We start from the raw sequence: 21,162 nt of genomic DNA on the forward strand, positions 1-21,162 counted from the left end.
TGCGCCCATAAAAAAACAAGCGCTTAAGCTTGTATTTTTATAGTGTCTTAAATGCCGCCGCTTATTCTAAACGATTTATGCCATCGTTAACCAGCTTCGTAGTGATAAAGATAAGTAATTCTTCTTTATTATTGCTACGAACGTCTCTACGGAACGCACGACCAATATAAGGTAAATCTCCTAAGAATGGTACTTTATCTACACCATTATTAATACGGTTTTTAAACACCCCGCCTAATACGATAGTTTGGCCATCTTCAACAATGACATTAGTGGAAATCGAGTCTTCAGAAATGGCGACCTGATTATTGATAATAGTTGGTGTGCCATTAGTAATTACTAACTGCAGACCGATTTTGCCATCAGGGGTGATATTTGGCGTAGCCTCAAGGCTCAATGCGGCTTCTTTAAAACTAGTGGTAGTAGCACCACTAGCCGACGCTTCCTGATAAGGAATCTGCGTACCAGAAGAAACTTTAGCGGTTTGTTTATCAGTAGTCAAAATTTTGGGTGTAGAAATAACCTCGCCGCGATTATCCGCTTGTAATGCTGATAATTCAAGATCCAACATGAAATCTGATAACCCCAACAGACCAAAGGCAATGCTCCCTGCAGGATTACTTACGCCTAAATCAACGTTTAGATTATCAGGGCGACTAATATCGTATGACGGATAAGAGACCGACTGTCCATTGACAGTAGTCGTTTCGATATCGAAGTCTTTTAAATCCCATAGGGTCTGGTCACTGCCGCCAACCAATAGGTTGCGATTATTAGCTGCCCCATTAGATAACAGACCCCAGCGCACACCAATCTCCTTACTAAAGGTATCGCTAGCACTAACAATACGTGCCTCAATCATCACTTGGCGTACTGGAATATCAATTTTACTGATTAATTTATGTATATTTTCAATACTATCTGCCACATCTTTAATAATTAAAGTATTAGTACGTTTATCAGTAGTGACTGTGCCACGATTGGACAACAAGGTATTATTATTTTGATTGCTACCTGTATTAACAGCACCAAACCCGTCACCACTATTAGAAGGTCCACTACCATCAGAAATTAATAATAAAACATCTTCGGCACGAGCATAGCTCAAGCGAATGTACTCAGTACGCAAAGGAGAAAAGGCTTGCACTACTTGCTGAGCGGCAAGCTCACTAGCTTCTTGTTCTGCAAGCTCAGTAGCAGGGGCGATCAAAATCACATTACCATTCTCACGCTTTGCTAAATTTTTACTTTTCAAAATAATATCTAGAGCTTGATCCCAAGGAACATTGATAAGACGCAAAGTAATGTTGCCAGTGACAGAATCGCTAGCCACCACATTCATCTTAGTGAACTGTGCCAAGATATCTAACACACTACGGATTTCCACATTTTGGAATTCCATAGATAATGCTTCACCAGTATAGACTCTCTCCTCAAGCGTAGGCTCGCCTAACAGCTCAGGTTTTTTAATCGCTATAGTAAGCTGATTGCCTGATTGGTAAGCTTGGTACTCATAGTCTTCGGTCATATTAATAGTAATAGTCCCATTTTGACCTTGATTTTGAGTATCGACACCAGCGACTATCCCACTATTAATAGTAAGACGGCGTAGCAAATTTCTGGGAATCGTACTACCAGTCATGCGTATCACTAGCTTATTGCCTTGCCGCTGCACATCTACCGGAATAGCCTCATTAGCGAGCCCAATACTGACATTACCGCCACCATGGTTATCAGCTGCAAAAGTAAGGGCCGTCAAACCATCGTAGCTATACTGACGAGCCACTTGTGTGGCGGCTAGTCTAGGGTCTAGTAATGGGTTGACTCGTACCATCATAGTATCAGTCGGCACCGCTTTAGTGCTGCTATTAACGGCTACGCCAACGTTAGCAACACTATTAGTGATCGGTGTGGTGGGAATGACCTCAACGCTGTTGTAGACCTTAGGGGTAGTCGCTAGCGCTTGATTAGGTTCAGTAATAGTAAGCAGTAAATCGTTACCACTAATAGCCGTAGTATAGCTGCCAGTTTGTTTTAGACCCACAATCATGCGAGTAGTGCTGTCATTGCTTAAGGTAGTAACTTCATTGATCATACCGATATTATAGTCAGTCAAGCGACTAGTAATACCGTTTTGAACTTGCTCAAAATCTAATACTAAACGTCTGGGATCATCAAGTTGATAGGCTGCAGGTAATGTCGGAATTTCTGAAAACCCTAAACGTAACTGTGTTACAGCTGGAGCTGTCTTCACTACTGATAAGGTATTAATACGCTGTTCAGCATAAGCGCTGCTGCTAATCACTAGCATACTGACAGCCAATATAGGCATGACAAAATTGTAGGAAGGGATTGTAAAAGTGGCGAATACGCGGTTACTCATCATCACTCCCTTGTGGTTGCGTACTGTCATTATTCATTCCTCAAAAAAAACATCTACTTAACTTATAGGAGAAACCAGAGACTGTGGCTTTTCAACGAATCCAGCTCGGCTATCAGGTACAATTTCAATCAAATTAATTTGGGTAGCAGTAATCTCAACAATTCGGCCATTATTTAAACCGATATAATCTCCTACTTTGACACTAGCTACTGAGCCATCAGGTCGCTGTATTAAAGCATATTGCTGACCTTTAGAAGATGTCAGCATGCCACGGAATGTCATCTGCGCCAGCCCGTACTGTTCTAGAGGTTGTTTGACGCGATTGATATTGGGACGTACACCATCGATAGCTGTAGTTGCACCTTGTAGATTGACTAAACTGGGAGGTAAGAATGGGCTACGTAGCAAGTTAGCACTGTAGACAAAGTCCTTGATTAACTGTGCTTGTGGCGGCGGCTCAATCGGCTTTGCGGCTTGGTTACGTACAGTGTCCATTGCTTGCGAAGCTAGGCCAATACGATCACTACAGCCGGATAGCCCTAGCCCAATAACGGTTAAAGTAACTAGCATAGACCGTGGCTTAATACTCATTAGTTACTCCCTACAGAGGCATCAGCATCTACTAGCGCCTCTTGTGTTACCGCTTCTTTTGAGCGGTAGGTCTTGGTCTGTAGCACTAATTTCAGCTCAGGTATGGCTTCTAAGGTTGGCTGCGGGTTATTCACTTCAAAATCGTGAATAGTAATAATGCGAGGTAGTGTGGCAAGACCACTTAAAAAACTCCCGAACTCATGATACTCACCAAGGGCGGCGATACGAATAGGCTGTTCGATAAAGAACTCATTTTCAATTTCAGCCTCAACAGAGATATCTTGAAAACGAATATTACTGCCAACCCCTGTCATATTAATACCTTCTACTAATTCTGATACTCGGGTGTCTTTAGGCAACTGATCTAACAAGGTATTGAACTGCGTTTCCATTTGACTCACTTGCGCTTTATAAGCTGCTAAATGTCGAGCACGGGACTCTTTTTGCCGATAGCTTGCAAGCAATACTTGCTGTTCACTTTCTGCGGCTCCAATTTCATCAATTTTACTACTGATGGGTAGTGCCCACGATAAAGCGGCAATGAAGACCCCTATTAGCAGCAATATACTCACCTTAACTACTAGGGGCCAGCTGCCATAGTTATCATTATCTAATGACTCAAAGTTGCGCCTAAAATTAGCAAGATTAAAGGTAGGCTCCAGCGCTTTAGTACTAGCAAGCTTTGGATTCTTTAATAGTGATTTGTTAGGGATAAGTTTCATAACTTACCTCCAATAGCAGTATCAACTGCTATCGCATCATCATCTACCATTGTAGAGACTGCGGCTTGTACTTGAGTAGTAATGACGAACTGCACGTAGCGGTCCTCAGCATATATCGGGCGTGGCTGTTTACCAGTTGGTGGCGGCGCATTAAGTTTAGGTTCTGACTGGTAGGCGGCAATGTTTTGCTGGATATTACGTACGGCAGAATTACCCATCCAGTGGCTACTGTTTAAATTACGGATTAGGCTAGATACCACATTAGGGTTATCAGCCATACCCGTCAAAGTAATCAGATCACCTTCTCGCTTGAGATTATTCAAATATAATGCGGGTGGAATGGCTTTAGCAAGATCATCCCATAAGCGTACTGGTATCGGACGCCGACCCTGCAAATCTTGAATCACTTGCATACGAGAAATAATATTTTCACGGCGCTGCTCTAGACTATCAATCTGAACCACTACCGCGTCTAAACGACTGTTTTCTTTAGTGATCAGCGCATTGGCATCGAGTTGTTCTTCCAGCTGATTGTTGAAGTAGCTCCAAGTAGCAAACGCTGATAGAAACGCTAATAGAGTGATAGCGGTAGCTAAGGTAATAAATTCTTTGTTACGACGCAGACGCTCTTCTCGACGCCATGGCAGTAGATTAATACGTGGCATCAGTCAAAACTCCTTAAGGCAAGACCACAAGCAGCCATCAAGCTTGGGGTATCAACGTTCAGCTGCTCACTATCTATATAAGGATCAATAGTCATATTGATAAATGGATTGGCTATAGTCACCGGCTTGCCAAGCTCTTGCTGCACCATGCCCGCTAAACCAGGAATGGAGCTACTACCACCTGATATCACTAAGTGATCTATATTATTGTGCCGACTGGATGAAAAATAAAACTGCAAAGATCGTGTTATTTGCTGAACGATGTTTTCTATAAATGGCGTGAGAATTTCTGGATAATAGTCATCTGGTAAAGTAAGTTCACGCTTATTAAAAGTAGCGTCTTCAAAAGACAAGCCATAACGGTTTTGAATCGCTTCTGTTAGCTGTGCACCACCGAATAGCTGCTCGCGGCTATAAACAAACTCACCATTTTTGACAATATATAAAGTGGTTTGGTTATGACCTATATCGACTAAAGCTATTAGCTCAGGCAAGCTGTCTACCATTAAGCTGAAGGCACGCTCTATAGCATGTGACTCAATATCCACAATCTTCGTTTCAAGTCCACCAAAAGTCAGAGCATCAATGCGTTGATTTACATTCTCTGAACGCGAAGCTGCCAGCAGAACTTGTACCATACTGTCATGTACTAATGAGGGGCCAACCACCTCAAAGTCTAAGTTAACTTCTTCTAAAGGATAAGGAATGTATTGATCAGCATCCAGACGTATTTGCGCTTCACGCTCAGCATCATTTAATCTCATATCCATGTCAATAATCTTAGTAATGACTGCTGACCCTGAGACCGATGTTGCTGCGGCACTACCAGAAACCTGCCCCCGTTCGGCCAAGCGAGAAATGGACTCGCCCACCATTTCGGTATCAACAACGATTTTATCGACCACTGCTCCTACCGGTAAAGTTTCTATGCAATAAGACTTCAAATGAAATAGGCCTTGCTCACGCTGAATATTAACCATCTTGACAGAAGTAGAACTTATGTCCACTCCTATCAGTCCTTGAACTTTGGAAGAAAATAGCCCCACAAGTTATTTGCCTTATATAAGTTTACAAATTGATAGTTAATAGTAATATTTAAATACAATACGTTACTTAAATACTAGTTTCAAGTATTTAGGGGTTCCTTAGCCGCGATTTACACATTAATTATGACTTACTAGTTTTGTTCGAGGTATAATGTAGAATTTAATGCAAATTTTAAATGATAAGTTTCCTATGGCTAAAAAACATGCTACCGCTCGTTTAATCCACTTTTTGGTGGGCCTTTTTATTGCTTGTCTGGCGCTGGCTATAATTATAGCCTTGGCTGTGCCGATTGGTTTTTATGGTATGGCGATGTATTTATCGCCTACTCTGCCCAGTCTGCAGGAAATAAAGACTGCCAAATTAGAGATGCCGCTACAAATTTATAGTAGCGATGACAAACTGATAGGTCAGTATGGCAATCGCCTCTCCTTACCCGTGAGCTATGATGAGATTCCAAAGAATTTCACCAATGCTTTTTTAGCAGCCGAAGATGCCTCTTTTTTCCAACATAGCGGTATCAGTATTAAGGGCCTTGGTCGTGCGGTCACTGAAGTAGTCACCGATGATGATACGCAAACGGGTGGCTCGACTATTACTATGCAGGTTGCTAAGAACTATTTTTTATCTCCTGAGCGTACTTTAGACCGCAAATTGACTGAGCTTTTTGTCGCACGGAAAATGGAAGACGAGCTTAGCAAAAAAGAAATTTTGACTTTATATGTCAACAAGATATATTTAGGTGAAGGCGCTTACGGTATTAGTGCAGCCGCTAAAAAATACTATAGTAAATCTCTTGATAAGCTTACTATAGCTGAAATGGCGATGCTGGCAGGCTTACCTAAAGCGCCCTCAAAGTATAATCCGGTTGCTAATCCTAGCCGTGCTTTAGTACGCCGTAACTGGATTATTGGCCAAATGTATAAGCTCAAATATATTAGCAAAGCTGAGCATGATGAAGCCGTTAAATCCCCAATTGGCCTCAACTTGTATCAAGAAAAACTCGATGTCAACATGCCTTATTTGGCAGAAATGACTCGTTATGCTTTAGTCAACCGTTACGGTGAACAAGTAGTCAATGGGGGTTGGCGGGTGCGTTTGACTGTCGACAGTCAAGCCCAGCTGGATGCAGAAAAAGCGGTTTTAAAAGGCTTAGTTGATTATGACCATCGTCATGGCTGGCGTGGTGCTGAGGCTAATGACAAGCCGCTAGAGAGTTTCCAACGCTACGCTAATATGTCACCTGCTAAAGTAACTAAAGTTAACTCCAGTAGCTTTGAAGCTATTATGCTTTCTGGTAAGACGGTTACCGTCAATTGGTCAGGTATGAGATGGGCACGCAAGTATATTTCTGCCGACCGTTTTGGTAGCTCCCCTAGCAATGCCTCACAGATTGTCAGTGAAAAGGATATTGTTCGTCTGATACCGACTGAAGGTGGTAACTGGAAACTGGGACAAATACCTAAAGTGCAAGGTAGCTTAGTATCTTTGCATCCTGATACTGGTGCCGTCAACGCCTTAGTCGGTGGCTTTGACTTTAATCATAGTAAGTTCAACCGAGCGTTACAAGGCTGGCGTCAACCTGGCTCAACTATCAAGCCTTTAGTCTATACCGCTGCACTAGAAAAAGGATATAGTCCTGACAGTATAGTCTCTGACCGTCCTATTCAAGTAGGTGACTGGAAGCCAAAGAACTCTGATGGGCGCTTCTTAGGGGATATTACTTTACGCCGTGGTTTATATTTATCCCGTAACTTAGTGTCTATTCGCTTACTGCAAGCCATTGGGATCTCCGATGCTCGCAACTTATTAGATCAGTTTGGCTTGGATAAAGAAAAACTACCTACTACCCTATCGTTAGCTCTAGGTGCGGGTCAAGCCACCACTTTACAGATGGCGACTGCTTATACTACTTTTGCTAATGGTGGCCATCGTATTCAGCCTTACTTTATTGAGCAGATTTATAACTACGATAATAAAATGTTATTCCAAGCCAATCCTCAACAAGCTTGCGCCTTGTGCTTTAATGAGGGCTTGCAGAAGCTTAATGAAAAATTAGTTGTAGATTATAATAAACGGGCTGAAGAAACCTTACTAGCTGCCACTGATGCTAAAACCAGTAAAAACACTACTGAGGCTGCAAAAGATGCCAAGAAATTAACGGCAGATGGTACAGAGGATAGCGTGCAGAATATTAACAGTATCTCAGCAGACCAAAGTGCTAACCTCAATATGTATGATGCTAGCCCAGCAGCGGATCGTCTCAAAGCGCCAGTTACTCAGTATGTGACTGCTACTCAGGCTCCCCGTATTCTAAAGCCAAAAGTAGCTTATGATATGGCCAGTATCTTGCGTGATGTAGTGCAGCGTGGTACAGCGGTAAAAGCGCGCGCTTTAGGTCGTGACGATATAGGTGGCAAGACAGGAACTACTAACGAAGCCAAAGACGCTTGGTTTGCAGGCTTTCACCCTACTAACACTACTGTAGTATGGATGGGCTTTGATCAGCCTGAAACGCTTGGTCGCCGTGAGTATGGTGGTGTTGCTGCTCTACCAGTGTGGATGGACTTTATGCGGGCCCAACTGAAGGGCACACCTCGTCAGTGGGTATCTTTGAATAACAAATCAAAGTCGCAAAAACAAAAGTTACGAATCATAGAGATGACTGATGAGGGCGCAGTTACTACTAGTGAAGAGGAAGATGAGGGCGGTAATGGTGTAGCCAAACCTGTCAAACTTAAGACTCAGCAACGTCCGTTACCAGTGCTTGAGATAGATGAAGCAGCAGCTACTAGTGCGGCTAAGATTAACAACAGCAAGGACAGCACCAAGGCTACTAGTACTAGCGATCAACCACGTAATGCTAGAATACCAAAGACGGTAACCCCAGCACCAGTCGGCCAGTTATCATCAACGCCCGAGTAATTAAGCTTACTAGTCGTCATGGTTTATGGCGGCTAACTTTATAAGCTTACAACTTTATATAGCTCATTAAGCAGTACGGTAATAAAAAAGGCTTATTCAATTAATACTGAATAAGCCTTTTTGCTGTTTAATACAATCTGGTTTTGCTATTTGATACGATATAGCTGCACAGCCTACTGATACTCAGTGGTTAAAACTCCACCATACCGGCTCGCAGTTGCTCGATGAGGTCCAAAAACTGCTGTCGCCATTCACGTATAGTAGCATCATCTGGTAACCACTGATTAGACAAAGTCACAACGTTGACGATCAAATCACGAGCTGGCGGTTGATTATTAACTATAGCTGCACTTTGAGTTTCTATCTCTTCGGGTTGTACCGCATAGAGACAACGCTGATAAGCACGCTCAACGTTAGCTAAGAATCCTTGTTGTTGTAGCAGCTGTAGACGCTGTATCTCTGGTGAAACTTGGGTACGTGCACTTAATGCCTGTTCGATGTCTACCATCGTTGGTGCACTCATATTCAAGCCATAGAAGTGTCCTAACTCTTGCAGAAAAGCTAAATAAGTGCCATACAAGTGAAAGATAGCCGTCTCGCAATGCGCTTGATAAAGCTGCTTATCAGTACTATCTCCAGCTGCTTGACAGGCTAAACGACAAAAATATAGCTTTTGATTGGTACGATCTGCTTGATATTTGGCAACACGAGTTTTACCTGCCATGAGTCTACTATCCTTATAAAGGTCATTAAAACTTTGGAAAACTACCGTCTATTATCCAGTTTACTATTTTCCATCACAGATTTCTTACAAAATACATAGTAATTTTTAGAGACAAAAAAGCCAGCAACTTGGCTGGCTTCTGAGTTTATCTAAGCTGTAATAGAGAACTACTGTTAATAAAAATATTGATAAAAACGCTATTAATATTAACAATAACTCTATTAGTTATCTTGATTAAGCTCTTGAGCAAAGGCTTCATCAAAGCTAGCAAAGTCTTTACTATCGCTACCACCGATGCTCATATCAAACGCCGTATTATCGAAAGAGGCATTCAAGTCTTTATCTTGTAGTTTTTTCTCAGCTTTGTCTTTACGTGCTTTATGATAAGCAAGACCAGTACCCGCTGGAATCAAGCGACCAACAACCACGTTCTCTTTGAGACCGCGTAGCTCATCAATCTTACCAGTTACCGCAGCCGCTGTTAATACACGTGTGGTTTCTTGGAAAGATGCTGCTGAAATAAAGCTTTCAGTAGCCAAACTTGCTTTAGTAATACCTAGCAACTGACGCTCAAACTTCACTGGGAACTTATCTTCTGCTTCGAGTTTAGCATTCAATGCTCTGATATCAACGTATTCAACCTGATCACCTTTAAAGTGATTAGAGTCACCAGCATCAGTAACTTCAACTTTACGCAGCATCTGACGAATAATAACTTCGATGTGCTTATCGTTGATTTTTACACCCTGCAAGCGGTAAACATCTTGAACTTCGTTTACGATATAGTCAGCAAGAGCAGTCTGACCTTTTAGACGCAAGATATCATGTGGATTCTGTGGACCATCAGCGATCACTTCACCACGAGCTACTGTCTCATTTTCAAAGACGTTGATTTGACGCCATTTCGGGATTAGCTCTTCATGGATCTCACCGTCTTCATTAGTAATAATAAAGCGGTTTTTACCTTTAGTCTCTTTACCAAAGCTCACTACACCAGTCATCTCTGCCATGATGGCATGATCTTTCGGGCGACGGGCTTCAAATAAGTCAGCAACACGTGGCAAACCACCGGTAATATCTTTAGTACCTGAAGAGGCTTGTGGTACACGGCCTAAGATTGAGCCAGCAGCCACTTCTTCACCATCACCAACACGAATGATAGTTTCAGCAGGTAAGAAGTAAACCACTTCTTTACCTTCATTAGTATTCAAGATAATAGCCGGACGTAAATCTTTGGCTGAGCTTGAACGATCACGGGTAGCAAGAATCTCAAACGAGCTCATACCAGTAGCGTCATCAACTTTTACAGTAGCTGTTAGACCATCGGTAATATCACTAAAGCGTGCTTTACCCGCAAACTCAGTAATAATAGGATGCGTGTGCGGATCCCATTTAGCGATAGTTTGACCACCTTCAACATGATCTTCGCTCTTCACAAGTACGCTTGAACCGTAAGGCACTTTATAGCGCTCACGCTCACGACCTAACTCATCGGTCAAGGCAATTTCAGCTGAACGAGATACGATAACTAAGTGACCATCAATGTGCTCAACAGTTTTCATATTCTCGAAATGAACCTGACCGCCATTACGGACAGAGATGCTGTTATCTACAGAAGCTGAGCTTGCCGCTCCACCTACGTGGAACGTACGCATGGTTAACTGAGTACCAGGCTCACCGATAGACTGAGCGGCCATTACACCAACTGACTCACCGATGTTAACTTTATGACCACGGGCAAGGTCACGACCATAACACTGCGCACAAACACCATGAGCTACATCACAAGTAATAACTGAACGAACCCAGATATCATCGATAGCGTTGTCATCAAGCACATCAACCCAATGCTCATCAATCAAAGTCCCTACTGGGATTAAGATTTTATCAACATCATCATTATAAGTAACATCACGTGAAGTTACTCGACCTAATACTAGATCACCAAGCTTCTCAATGATTTCGCCACCTTGGATATGCGGAGTCATTAGCAAGCCAACTTCAGTACCACAATCATCGCTAGTGATAACCAAATCTTGTGCTACGTCGACTAAACGACGAGTCAAGTAACCTGAGTTAGCAGTTTTCAAGGCAGTATCAGCTAGACCTTTACGCGCTCCGTGAGTTGATATGAAGTACTGAAGTACAGTCAAACCTTCACGGAAGTTAGCTTTAATCGGCGTCTCGATAATAGAGCCATCCGGTTTAGCCATCAAACCACGCATACCTGCCAACTGACGAATCTGTGCCGCACTACCACGAGCACCAGAATCTGACATGATAAAGATAGAGTTAAAAGACTTCTGCTCTTCTTCTTCACCTTGGGCGTTGATTACTTTATCTGTTGCCAAGTTGTCCATCATTGCTTTGGCGACTTTATCATTGGTACGTGACCAAATATCGACTACTTTGTTATAGCGTTCACCTGCTGTCACAAAACCTTGCTCGAACTGATCTTCAATTTCACGTACTTCGGCTTCTGCTACACCAATAATTTGTTTTTTACTTGGTGGAATGACCATATCATCTAAGCAAATCGATACGCCAGATAAAGTGGCTTGTGCAAAACCAAGGTACATCAATTGGTCAGCGAACATAACGCTGTCTTTGACACCCAAGTTACGATAGCAAGAGTTAATCAATCTTGAGATATTCTTTTTAGTCATCTCTTGATTACATTCTTCAAACGCCATGCCCGTAGGCATAATGTTCCAGATCAATAAACGACCTGCTACGGTTTCTTTTAGGCTAGTTTTTTCAGTACGAGTGCCATCTTCTGCGATAGTAGTTTCAGTTACTCGAACTTTGATCTTAGCGTTAACATGTAAATCGTTAGAGCCAATAGCACGTAGCGCTTCATTAACAGTAGCGAAGATCATGCCTTCGCCTTTAACGTTCACTGACGAGCGACTGATGTAATATAAACCCAATACCACATCTTGTGATGGTACGATAATTGGATCACCGTTAGCAGGTGACAAGATGTTGTTGGTAGACATCATCAAGGCACGTGATTCAAGCTGTGCTTCTAGGGTCAATGGCACGTGAACTGCCATTTGGTCACCATCAAAGTCAGCGTTGAACGCGGTACAAACCAGCGGATGCAACTGAATGGCTTTACCTTCAATCAATACTGGCTCAAACGCTTGCAGACCCAATCTGTGTAGGGTTGGTGCACGGTTAAGTAGCACTGGATGCTCACGAATAACCATCGCTAGCATATCCCACACTTGTGGCTCTTCACGCTCAACCATCTTTTTAGCAGCTTTGATCGTCGTCGCTAAACCGTGTGATAATAATTTGTTATAAGTAAAAGGCTTGAAAAGTTCAAGAGCCATTTTCTTAGGTAGACCACACTGATGTAGACGTAGTGTTGGACCTACTACGATTACTGAACGGCCAGAATAATCGACACGTTTACCTAGTAAGTTTTGACGGAAACGACCTTGCTTACCTTTAATCATATCCGCTAAAGATTTCAGTGGACGCTTGTTACTACCAGTGATAGCACGACCGCGACGACCGTTATCTAATAACGCATCAACTGACTCTTGTAGCATACGTTTTTCGTTACGTACGATAATGTCAGGGGCGCTAAGCTCAAGCAAACGCTTAAGACGGTTGTTACGGTTGATAACGCGGCGATATAAATCGTTAAGATCTGAAGTCGCAAAACGACCGCCTTCTAGCGGTACTAGAGGACGCAAATCTGGTGGTAGTACTGGCAAGATGGTCATTACCATCCATTCAGGCTTATTATGAGAATCACGGAAGGCTTCTAATAACTTCAGACGCTTAGACATCTTTTTAAGCTTAGTCTCAGAACCTGTCTGTGGAATCGCTTCACGTAACTCATCAATTTCGATATCTAAATCGATATCTTTTAACAAGTCTTGAATCGCTTCTGCACCCATCTTAGCAACGAACTCATCACCAAACTCTTCTAGAGCTTTATAGTAGTCTTCGTCGTCTAAAAGCTGATACTTCTCTAAGCTAGTCAGACCAGGCTCAGTTACGATGTAGCTTTCAAAATATAAAACGCGCTCGATATCACGTAGAGTCATATCTAGCAATAGACCGATGCGGCTTGGTAATGACTTTAAGAACCAAATATGCGCAACTGGGCTAGCAAGGTCAATATGACCCATGCGATCACGACGCACTTTAGCAGTAGTGACTTCTACGCCACATTTTTCACAGATAACGCCTTGGAACTTACGACGTTTGTACTTACCACAAAGACATTCAAAATCTTTTACTGGACCAAAAATCTTGGCACAAAATAGACCATCACGCTCAGGCTTAAAGGTACGATAGTTAATAGTTTCAGGTTTTTTAACTTCACCATGTGACCATGACTTAATAACGTCAGGCGAGGCTAAGGTAATTTGGATACTGTCAAACTCATGGTTACCATTGCTGGTAGGGCTCTGCATGATATCGAGTAAATCTTTCAAGTTGCTTCTCCGTTATCTTTATAATCATCTGCTAGTGTTGTCACCCTAATTACAGTGGCACTGCTAGTTAAGATGAATGAAGGCAATGAATAGGGTTGAGATAAATGCCTAAAAGCAGCAGCAATAAGCGTACTGCTTTTAGTTAACTACCTAAATGATCAATTATGAAATCATATTTAGTTAGTGAGTTTGTTTTAGCTCAATATTAATACCCAAAGATTTTATTTCTTTGGTCAGTACGTTAAACGATTCAGGCATACCTGGATCCATGTACTGCTCACCATCAACGATGTTTTTATACATACGCGTACGGCCTTCAACGTCATCCGACTTCACGGTTAGCATTTCTTGCAAGGTGTAAGTGGCGCCATAAGCTTCTAGAGCCCAAACTTCCATCTCACCGAAACGCTGACCACCGAACTGAGCTTTACCACCTAGCGGCTGTTGCGTCACTAGTGAGTATGAACCCGTTGAACGCGCATGCATCTTGTCGTCAACCAAATGGTTAAGTTTCAGCATATACATGTAGCCAACCGTTACTTTACGATCGAATTTTTGACCAGTACGACCATCATATAACGTTTGCTGACCATCACGTGCCATACCTGCAAGCTCCAGCAAGTCTTTGACTTGATGCTCATGCGCCCCATCAAATACTGCTGTACCCATAGGGACACCGGCACGCAAGTTATCTGATAGCGCCATGATGTCATCATCACTTAAGCTATCAAGATCGACTTGTTCGCCACCAACTTTGTTATAGATTTGGTCTAAGAAATCACGCAAATCTTTTATCGCTGCTTGGGCTTTAAGCATACCATCTATTTTTTCGCCCAAACCTTTAGCAGCCATACCTAAATGGGTCTCTAGTACCTGGCCGATGTTCATACGCGAAGGTACGCCTAGCGGATTCAGTACGATGTCAACAGTGTTGCCATGCTCATCATAAGGCATGTCTTCAACTGGCATAATACGTGATACCACACCTTTGTTACCATGACGACCAGCCATCTTATCACCAGGCTGAATACGACGCTTAACCGCAAGATATACTTTAACGATTTTTTGTACGCCATGCGCCAAATCATCACCAGCAGTCAATTTGCGTTTTTTCTCAGCAAATTTACTATCGATATCTTTTTGCTTATCGACTAAGTATTCTGCAATTTGAGTCAAACGCTCAGAGATATCTTCTTCGACTGGCTGGATATCAAGCAAAGTCTCAAGATTCATATCTTTCATATCAACTGCAGCCATAACAGTACCGGCTTTTAGACCTGAACCACCACTGACTTTTTGACCGTTAAGCAAGTTGCTGATACGACCACGAGCCGCTTCTTCAAAGATGCGTAGCTCTTCTTTTAAATCTTTACGATAGCTGTCTAACTGTGACTTCTCAATAGCACGCGCACGCGCATCTTTTTCAACGCCATCACGAGTAAAGACTTGCACGTCAATAACCGTGCCTTTGCTTGATGTAGGTACTCGTAAAGAAGTATCTTTTACATCAGCCGCTTTTTCACCAAAGATTGCCCGTAGTAGTTTCTCTTCTGGGGTCAGTTGGGTCTCACCTTTTGGCGTGACTTTACCCACTAAGATATCACCAGCATCTACTTCAGCACCGATATAAACGATACCTGCTTCATCAAGACTAGATAAAGCCGCTTCACCAACGTTTGGAATATCACCAGTGATCTCTTCAGTACCTAACTTGGTATCACGAGCCACACAAGTCAATTCTTGGATATGAATAGTAGTAAAGCGATCTTCTTTCACTACTTTTTCAGATAGCAAGATTGAATCTTCGAAGTTGTAACCATTCCAAGGCATAAAGGCAATGCGAATGTTCTGACCTAACGCTAGCTCACCAAGATCGGTTGATGGACCATCGGCTAAAATATCGCCTACAGCAATAGCATCACCTTGGTTAACAATGATACGTTGGTTGATACAAGTGTTTTGGTTAGAACGAGTGTATTTAACTAAGTTATAGATATCAATACCAGCTTCACCAGCAATCATCTCATCTTCGTTAACTCGTACTACCACACGAGAAGCGTCAACATCTTCAATGACACCACCACGCTTAGCGATCACACAAACACCAGAATCACGAGCAACGTGACGCTCCATGCCCGTACCTACTAACGGCTTATCAGCACGTAGTGTAGGAACCGCCTGACGCTGCATGTTCGAGCCCATCAAGGCACGGTTAGCATCATCATGCTCTAGGAACGGAATCAAACCTGCTGCTACTGATACTACCTGACTTGGTGACACATCCATATGCGTCACTTTTTCTGGTGGCATACGTACGAATTCACCATAGCTACGCACACTGACCATCTCATCGCTAAGCGCACCATCAGCAGTTACTGGGGAGTCGGCCTGTGCAATTACGGTACCTACTTCTTCAATAGCTGATAAATACTCAATAACGTCAGTTACTTTACCATCGACTACTTGGCGATAAGGCGTCTCTAGGAAACCAAAGCTATTAGTTTTAGCAAAAGTAGCTAGTGAGTTGATCAAACCAATGTTTGGACCTTCAGGAGTCTCAATCGGACATACACGACCATAATGAGTATCATGAACGTCACGTACTTCAAAGCCTGCACGCTCACGAGTCAAACCACCGGGTCCTAGTGCGGATACCCGACGTTTATGGGTAACTTCCGACAAGGGGTTGTTCTGATCCATAAACTGTGACAACTGGCTTGAACCAAAGAATTCTTTGACCGCAGCAGCGACAGGTTTTGAGTTAATCAAATCTTGTGGCGATAAGTTGTCTGATTCCGCTGAGCTCAAACGCTCTTTGACCGCACGCTCAACACGTACTAGACCAACACGGAATTGGTTTTCTGCCATTTCGCCTACTGAACGAATACGACGGTTACCTAAGTGATCGATATCATCGACTTCGCCGCGACCATTACGAATCTCAATCAGCTCTTTTAGAACATTGACGATGTCAGCATTGGTCAATACACTGCGCTCACGCTGAATATCAGGATCGTCAGTATTATCGAACTCAAGGCCTAAACGACGGTTGAATTTCATACGGCCAACGTTTGATAAGTCATAACGATCAGCGTTAAAGAACATGCTGTCGAATAGTTTCTCAGCAGTTTCAACTGTTGGTGGCTCACCTGGACGCATAACTTTATAAATTTCAATCAACGCTTCTTCACGGCTAGAAGTACTATCAGCACGTAGCGTATCGGCAATATAACTACCTTGATCGATATCGTTGGTGAACAAGATGCTAATTTGTTTGATAGCATCACTAGCTTCAAACGAATTAATTTTGACTAATAGTTCATGATCAATAGGAGTGTTAGCTTTAGCAATAACTTCACCGTTAACGATGATGTCTTCAGCTAGAATACGCTCATACAAATATTCATCAGGTACCGCAATCTTAGTCATACCCGCTTCTTCAAGCTGACGGATACGACGAGCATTGATACGTTTGCCTTGCTCAACGATCACTTCGCCTTCTGCTGATACGATATCGAACTGAGCCATTTCACCACGTAAACGATCAGCTACTAAGTCGATTTCGAACTGCTCTTCACCTTTATATACAGCTACTTTTTGGAAAAATAGATCCAATATCTCATTAGTACTAAGACCTAAAGCGCGTAGAATAATAGATGCAAGCAGCTTACGGCGACGGTCAATACGAGCAAAAACTAAGTCTTTAGCATCAAACTCGAAATCCAACCATGAACCACGGTAAGGAATGATACGAGCGTTATAAAGTACTTTACCACTTGAATGTGACTTGCCTTTATCATGATCAAAGAACACCCCTGGTGAGCGATGTAGCTGAGACACGATAACTCGTTCAGTACCATTAATAATAAAGGTACCGTTGTTGGTCATCAGTGGGATTTCACCCATATAGACGCTTTGCTCACGGATATCTTTTACCGCAGCTTTGCTATCTTTGTCTTTGCTGTCTTTATCTTTGATAATCAGACGAATCTTAACTCGCATAGGTGCTGCAAAAGTTGATCCGCGCAATATACACTCACGCTCATCAAACTCAGGCGTGCCTAAGTAATACTCAACAAATTGTAACTCAGCATTACCAGAGTGACTCTCAATTGGGAAAATAGAGGAATACGCAGCTTGTAAACCAGTATTCTCACGAGCCTTAGGCTTTTTGTGCTCTTGCAAAAAGTGCTCATAAGAATCAACTTGAATAGACAATAGATAGGGAATGTCCATCACAGTTGGCAATTCAGCAAAGCTTTTGCGAATACGCTTTTTTTCAGTATAAGAATATGCCATCGGGAGTCCTTACAGTAACGTGGAAACAAATTGAAAGCGTGACCAGCAAGCATAAATAGTATGCATAGTTGGCAACGTAAACGATAATAAAGTCGTACTCACTAGTATTTAACTAGCCTTTCTTAAATACTTTTAAAACGGTTATAAAATAGTGCTTAAATTCAAACTCAATGCGTTATTAGTATGGTCGCTAATATCTACCGTCTACGAGCACTGTTGGCAAGCTTATGAACTGACAGTAAAATCATGCTAAACTACATAATATATAGTAGGTAAAAACAATTACAAAAGGGCTATGAGACAAACATCAATTGAAATTAGAACAAAATTTACCATTATTGGGAAAGCATGCAGACACAGAAAAATGCCAAACATCAAACGACGTTTAGCCTATATTAATTTGTTACTCATAACTACTGTGGTTGCTTGCATGTATAACGTGTGTCCTTTTGATGGGTATCCACCGCTTGTGATACGACTATTGGCAGACACAAAAGGTCAAGCTAGTAATTATAATAAAAAAAAGCCAGCAATGCAAGGCATCACCAGCTTTTTTTGTAAAACTTTAGATTTAGAGCTTAGCTGAACTTATTTTAGTTCAACAGTAGCGCCAACTTCTTCAAGTTTCTTTTTCAATTCTTCAGCTTCAGCTTTGTTAGCGCCTTCTTTGATTGGTGCTGGAGCACTTTCAACCAAATCTTTCGCTTCTTTTAGGCCAAGGCCAGTCGCTTCGCGAACAGCTTTGATAACGCCAACTTTCTTCTCGCCGAAGCTAGTAAGAATAACGTCAAATTCGTCTTTTTCTTCAGCAGCAGCAGCAGGACCAGCAGCAGCAGGTGCAGCAGCGGCAACAGCAGCAGTTACGCCGAATTTTTCTTCCATAGCGCTGATTAATTCAACGATATCCATTACTGACATTTCAGCAATTGCGTTTAACACATCATCTTTAGATAGTGCCATGAGAACTCTCCGTTATCTGATAAAATTAATTGATTCTAGTAGCGTTTAAACTGCTTGTCCAAAGTTTAATGAATGAACAATCAATGCAGCAAACGATAATAAATTTACGTTAAAACAAGCAATTAAGCAGCTTCTTTTGCGTCTTTGATTGCTGCTACAGTGCGAACAAGCTTACTAGGAACAGCGTTCATAGTTTGAACTAGCTTGGTCACAGGTGCATTCATAGTAGCCATCAAGATAGAGAGTGCTTCGTCACGAGTTGGTAGTTTCGATACGCGCTCTAGCTCTTCTGGACCATAAACCACACCGCCGACTGATACTAATTTGGTCTCTAAAGCGTTGTTATCTTTGCTGAAGTCAAAAATGACTCTAGCAGCAGATCCCAAATCTTCCATAGAGAAAGCCAAAAGTAATGGACCAGTCATACTGTCTGACATGCACTCAAACTTAGTGCCTTCAAAAGCGCGTTTTGCTAGGGTGTTTTTCACAACCTTCAAAACTACACCTTTATCACGGGCTTGTTCGCGCAGCTTAGTAAGCTTTGCAACACCAATACCATGATACTCGGCAGCTACTGCTGAGTAAGCATTAGCAGCAACTTCAGACACTTCAGCCACAACTTGTTGTTTTTGCTCTAGCGTTAATGCCATAAGTTAACTCCTTAATCTTACCAATCAACTATCAAGATAAAAATTAAAGACCTAAGTCTTAAATAAATTAAGCTATCAGCGTTGATTGACTTGATACGACACGTTACTCATAAACTTTCGTTTTAAGTAACGCCTGATTACGGCACCGTTATCAGAATGACGTCGAATGATAAACTAACGCTACTAAGTTAATAGTAATGCTACCCTATCGTCTCTAGTCTTAAACTGGGTGGGTCACCGTCTGCGTAGGACAATTAAGATTTTCATCTGTCATCGATTAACAAGACCAACTCGTTGCTATTTATAAGAATAACTAGTAGCTGATAACAACTACTGTCTTCTATCAAAAATACCTTAGAACTGCTCTCTACCTACGGTCTTAGACAGCGTAGCAAAAAACTACGCTGACCTAATTTTTAAAATTTGATTGGATTACTGTTTAAGCCTAATAGCTAAATAGTAAAAATATTTTTCTCAAAGCATTTGCTTATCAAAACTAGCTTATTTAGCCATACGATAAGGAACAGGATCAATAGTTAGACCTGGACCCATAGTGCTAGACAAAGTGATCTTCTTAATGAAAATCCCCTTTGAAGTAGCAGGCTTAGCGCGTTTTAGATCCGCTATTAATGCTTGAGCATTTTGCATAACTTGTTCAGCAGTAAAGCCAACTTGACCGATAGTCGCATGGATAATACCACCTTTGTCAACACGATATTGTGCTTGACCAGCTTTAGCATTAGTCACAGCTTCTGCAACGTTTGGCGTTACTGTACCGACTTTAGGGTTAGGCATTAGACCACGTGGACCTAAGATTGTACCCAACTGACCGACGACACGCATAGCATCTGGAGCAGCAATAACCACATCAAAATCCATGTTACCGGCTTTGATTTGATCTGCTAAATCTTCCATACCTACGATGTCTGCACCAGCTTCTTTAGCAGCTTCAGCGGCAGCACCCTGTGCGAACACAGCAACGCGCTTAGTTTTACCAGTACCCGCAGGTAGGTTAGTAGCACCACGAACAACTTGGTCAGATTTACGTGGGTCAACACCCAAGTTAACAGCAATATCAACAGACTCTTTGAATTTTAGCGCTGGCAAATCATTTAGGATTTGTACCGCTTCTTCAATAGTGTACTGCTTATCATTATCGATACGGCTATTTATTTCTTTTTGACGTTTGGTTAGCTTAGACATTATACACCCTCCACGGTAATACCCATCGAACGGGCAGTACCAGCAACAGTACGAACAGCAGCATCAAGATCAGCAGCGGTTAAATCTGCATCTTTAGTTTTGACGATTTCTTCTAACTGAGCACGAGTCACTTTACCGACTTTAGCAGTGTTTGGCGTACCTGAACCTTTAGCGACACCAGCAGCTTTGCGTAATAAGTACGCAGCTGGTGGTGACTTCATGATAAAGGTAAAAGACTTATCACTATAAACAGTGATTTCAGTTGGAATCGGCAAACCTGGCTCTTGGTTTGAAGTCGCAGCGTTAAATTCTTTACAGAACGCCATGATGTTCACGCCTTTTTGACCCAAAGCTGGACCAATCGGTGGTGAAGGATTCGCTTTACCTGCTGGGACTTGTAGTTTGATGTAACCATCAATCTTCTTAGCCATGATTTTCTCCTAAATGGGTAATAGCGCCAGTTAAATACTTTATATACTTAAGAGACTGAGTCTCAAAGAACTTTAGTAGTTAACAACAGCTCCCCGGTTGATGAATAC

General features: G+C 42.2%; 13 protein-coding genes. 1 reads left to right on the forward strand and 12 read right to left on the reverse strand.

Annotated features, from left to right (window positions below):
• Positions 1-61: 61 nt before the first annotated feature.
• The 5 genes from pilQ to KZA12_RS10505 are packed head-to-tail and all read right to left on the reverse strand — an operon-like array spanning position 62 to position 5,407.
• A complete protein-coding gene (gene pilQ / locus KZA12_RS10485) occupies positions 62-2,413 on the reverse strand; it encodes a type IV pilus secretin PilQ (protein WP_218690192.1) in 2,352 nt (783 codons plus the stop codon).
• Positions 2,414-2,440: 27 nt separating this feature from the next.
• Positions 2,441-2,974 (reverse strand): pilus assembly protein PilP, encoded by a 534-nt coding sequence (locus KZA12_RS10490; RefSeq protein WP_218690193.1) that lies wholly within the window; start codon positions 2,972-2,974, stop codon positions 2,441-2,443.
• Complete coding sequence (locus KZA12_RS10495) at positions 2,974-3,696, reverse strand: type 4a pilus biogenesis protein PilO (RefSeq protein WP_201623281.1); 723 nt, start codon at positions 3,694-3,696, stop codon at positions 2,974-2,976. Before KZA12_RS10495 ends, KZA12_RS10490 begins: the two co-directional genes overlap by 1 nt.
• Entirely contained in the window at positions 3,693-4,361 is a 669-nt protein-coding gene (locus KZA12_RS10500) for a PilN domain-containing protein (protein ID WP_218690194.1), read from the reverse strand. Before KZA12_RS10500 ends, KZA12_RS10495 begins: the two co-directional genes overlap by 4 nt.
• Positions 4,361-5,407: a pilus assembly protein PilM gene (locus KZA12_RS10505; protein ID WP_218690195.1), complete on the reverse strand. Its 1,047-nt coding sequence runs from the start codon at positions 5,405-5,407 to the stop codon at positions 4,361-4,363. The genes KZA12_RS10500 and KZA12_RS10505 overlap by 1 nt, the downstream gene beginning before the upstream one ends.
• 190 nt (positions 5,408-5,597) lie before the next feature.
• Here KZA12_RS10505 and KZA12_RS10510 point away from each other — a divergent pair, with 190 nt between their 5' ends.
• Complete coding sequence (locus KZA12_RS10510) at positions 5,598-8,330, forward strand: penicillin-binding protein 1A (protein ID WP_218690211.1); 2,733 nt, start codon at positions 5,598-5,600, stop codon at positions 8,328-8,330.
• A gap of 190 nt (positions 8,331-8,520) precedes the next feature.
• Here the strand turns inward: KZA12_RS10510 and KZA12_RS10515 are convergent, their stop codons facing one another.
• The 7 genes from KZA12_RS10515 to rplK all read right to left on the reverse strand — a co-directional run bounded on the left by KZA12_RS10515 (position 8,521) and on the right by rplK (position 21,054).
• On the reverse strand, positions 8,521-9,054 hold the full coding sequence (locus KZA12_RS10515) for a DUF6586 family protein (RefSeq protein WP_201623278.1): 534 nt from the start codon (positions 9,052-9,054) through the stop codon (positions 8,521-8,523).
• Positions 9,055-9,275: 221 nt separating this feature from the next.
• Complete coding sequence (rpoC, locus tag KZA12_RS10520) at positions 9,276-13,511, reverse strand: DNA-directed RNA polymerase subunit beta' (protein WP_218690196.1); 4,236 nt, start codon at positions 13,509-13,511, stop codon at positions 9,276-9,278.
• Between the two features lie 180 nt (positions 13,512-13,691).
• Positions 13,692-17,810, reverse strand: a complete 4,119-nt coding sequence (gene rpoB / locus KZA12_RS10525; protein WP_201623276.1) for a DNA-directed RNA polymerase subunit beta — start codon at positions 17,808-17,810, stop codon at positions 13,692-13,694.
• Between the two features lie 588 nt (positions 17,811-18,398).
• The gene (gene rplL, locus KZA12_RS10530; RefSeq protein WP_218690197.1) at positions 18,399-18,770 is read right to left on the reverse strand and encodes a 50S ribosomal protein L7/L12; all 372 of its coding nucleotides are present in this window, start codon (positions 18,768-18,770) and stop codon (positions 18,399-18,401) included.
• A 122-nt stretch (positions 18,771-18,892) separates the two neighbouring features.
• Positions 18,893-19,420, reverse strand: a complete 528-nt coding sequence (gene rplJ / locus KZA12_RS10535) for a 50S ribosomal protein L10 (RefSeq protein ID WP_201623273.1) — start codon at positions 19,418-19,420, stop codon at positions 18,893-18,895.
• Positions 19,421-19,921: 501 nt separating this feature from the next.
• A complete protein-coding gene (rplA, locus tag KZA12_RS10540; RefSeq protein WP_201623272.1) occupies positions 19,922-20,623 on the reverse strand; it encodes a 50S ribosomal protein L1 in 702 nt (233 codons plus the stop codon).
• On the reverse strand, positions 20,623-21,054 hold the full coding sequence (rplK, locus tag KZA12_RS10545; protein ID WP_201623271.1) for a 50S ribosomal protein L11: 432 nt from the start codon (positions 21,052-21,054) through the stop codon (positions 20,623-20,625). The genes rplA and rplK overlap by 1 nt, the downstream gene beginning before the upstream one ends.
• Between the last annotated feature and the right edge of the window lie 108 nt (positions 21,055-21,162).

The organism is Psychrobacter sp. BF1 (assembly GCF_019279065.1).
Taxonomy (GTDB): domain Bacteria; phylum Pseudomonadota; class Gammaproteobacteria; order Pseudomonadales; family Moraxellaceae; genus Psychrobacter; species Psychrobacter urativorans.

What these genes read in the sequence shown, in the direction of transcription:
- rplJ (WP_201623273.1), bottom strand. Translation starts at nt 19,420, where the DNA reads ATGGCATTAACGCTAGAGCAAAAACAACAAGTTGTGGCTGAAGTGTCT.
- rplL (WP_218690197.1), bottom strand. Translation starts at nt 18,770, where the DNA reads ATGGCACTATCTAAAGATGATGTGTTAAACGCAATTGCTGAAATGTCA.
- rpoB (WP_201623276.1), bottom strand. Translation starts at nt 17,810, where the DNA reads ATGGCATATTCTTATACTGAAAAAAAGCGTATTCGCAAAAGCTTTGCT.
- KZA12_RS10495 (WP_201623281.1), bottom strand. Translation starts at nt 3,696, where the DNA reads ATGAAACTTATCCCTAACAAATCACTATTAAAGAATCCAAAGCTTGCT.
- pilQ (WP_218690192.1), bottom strand. Translation starts at nt 2,413, where the DNA reads ATGACAGTACGCAACCACAAGGGAGTGATGATGAGTAACCGCGTATTC.
- rplK (WP_201623271.1), bottom strand. Translation starts at nt 21,054, where the DNA reads ATGGCTAAGAAGATTGATGGTTACATCAAACTACAAGTCCCAGCAGGT.
- KZA12_RS10490 (WP_218690193.1), bottom strand. Translation starts at nt 2,974, where the DNA reads ATGAGTATTAAGCCACGGTCTATGCTAGTTACTTTAACCGTTATTGGG.
- KZA12_RS10500 (WP_218690194.1), bottom strand. Translation starts at nt 4,361, where the DNA reads ATGCCACGTATTAATCTACTGCCATGGCGTCGAGAAGAGCGTCTGCGT.
- KZA12_RS10515 (WP_201623278.1), bottom strand. Translation starts at nt 9,054, where the DNA reads ATGGCAGGTAAAACTCGTGTTGCCAAATATCAAGCAGATCGTACCAAT.
- KZA12_RS10510 (WP_218690211.1), top strand. Translation starts at nt 5,598, where the DNA reads ATGGCTAAAAAACATGCTACCGCTCGTTTAATCCACTTTTTGGTGGGC.
- rplA (WP_201623272.1), bottom strand. Translation starts at nt 20,623, where the DNA reads ATGTCTAAGCTAACCAAACGTCAAAAAGAAATAAATAGCCGTATCGAT.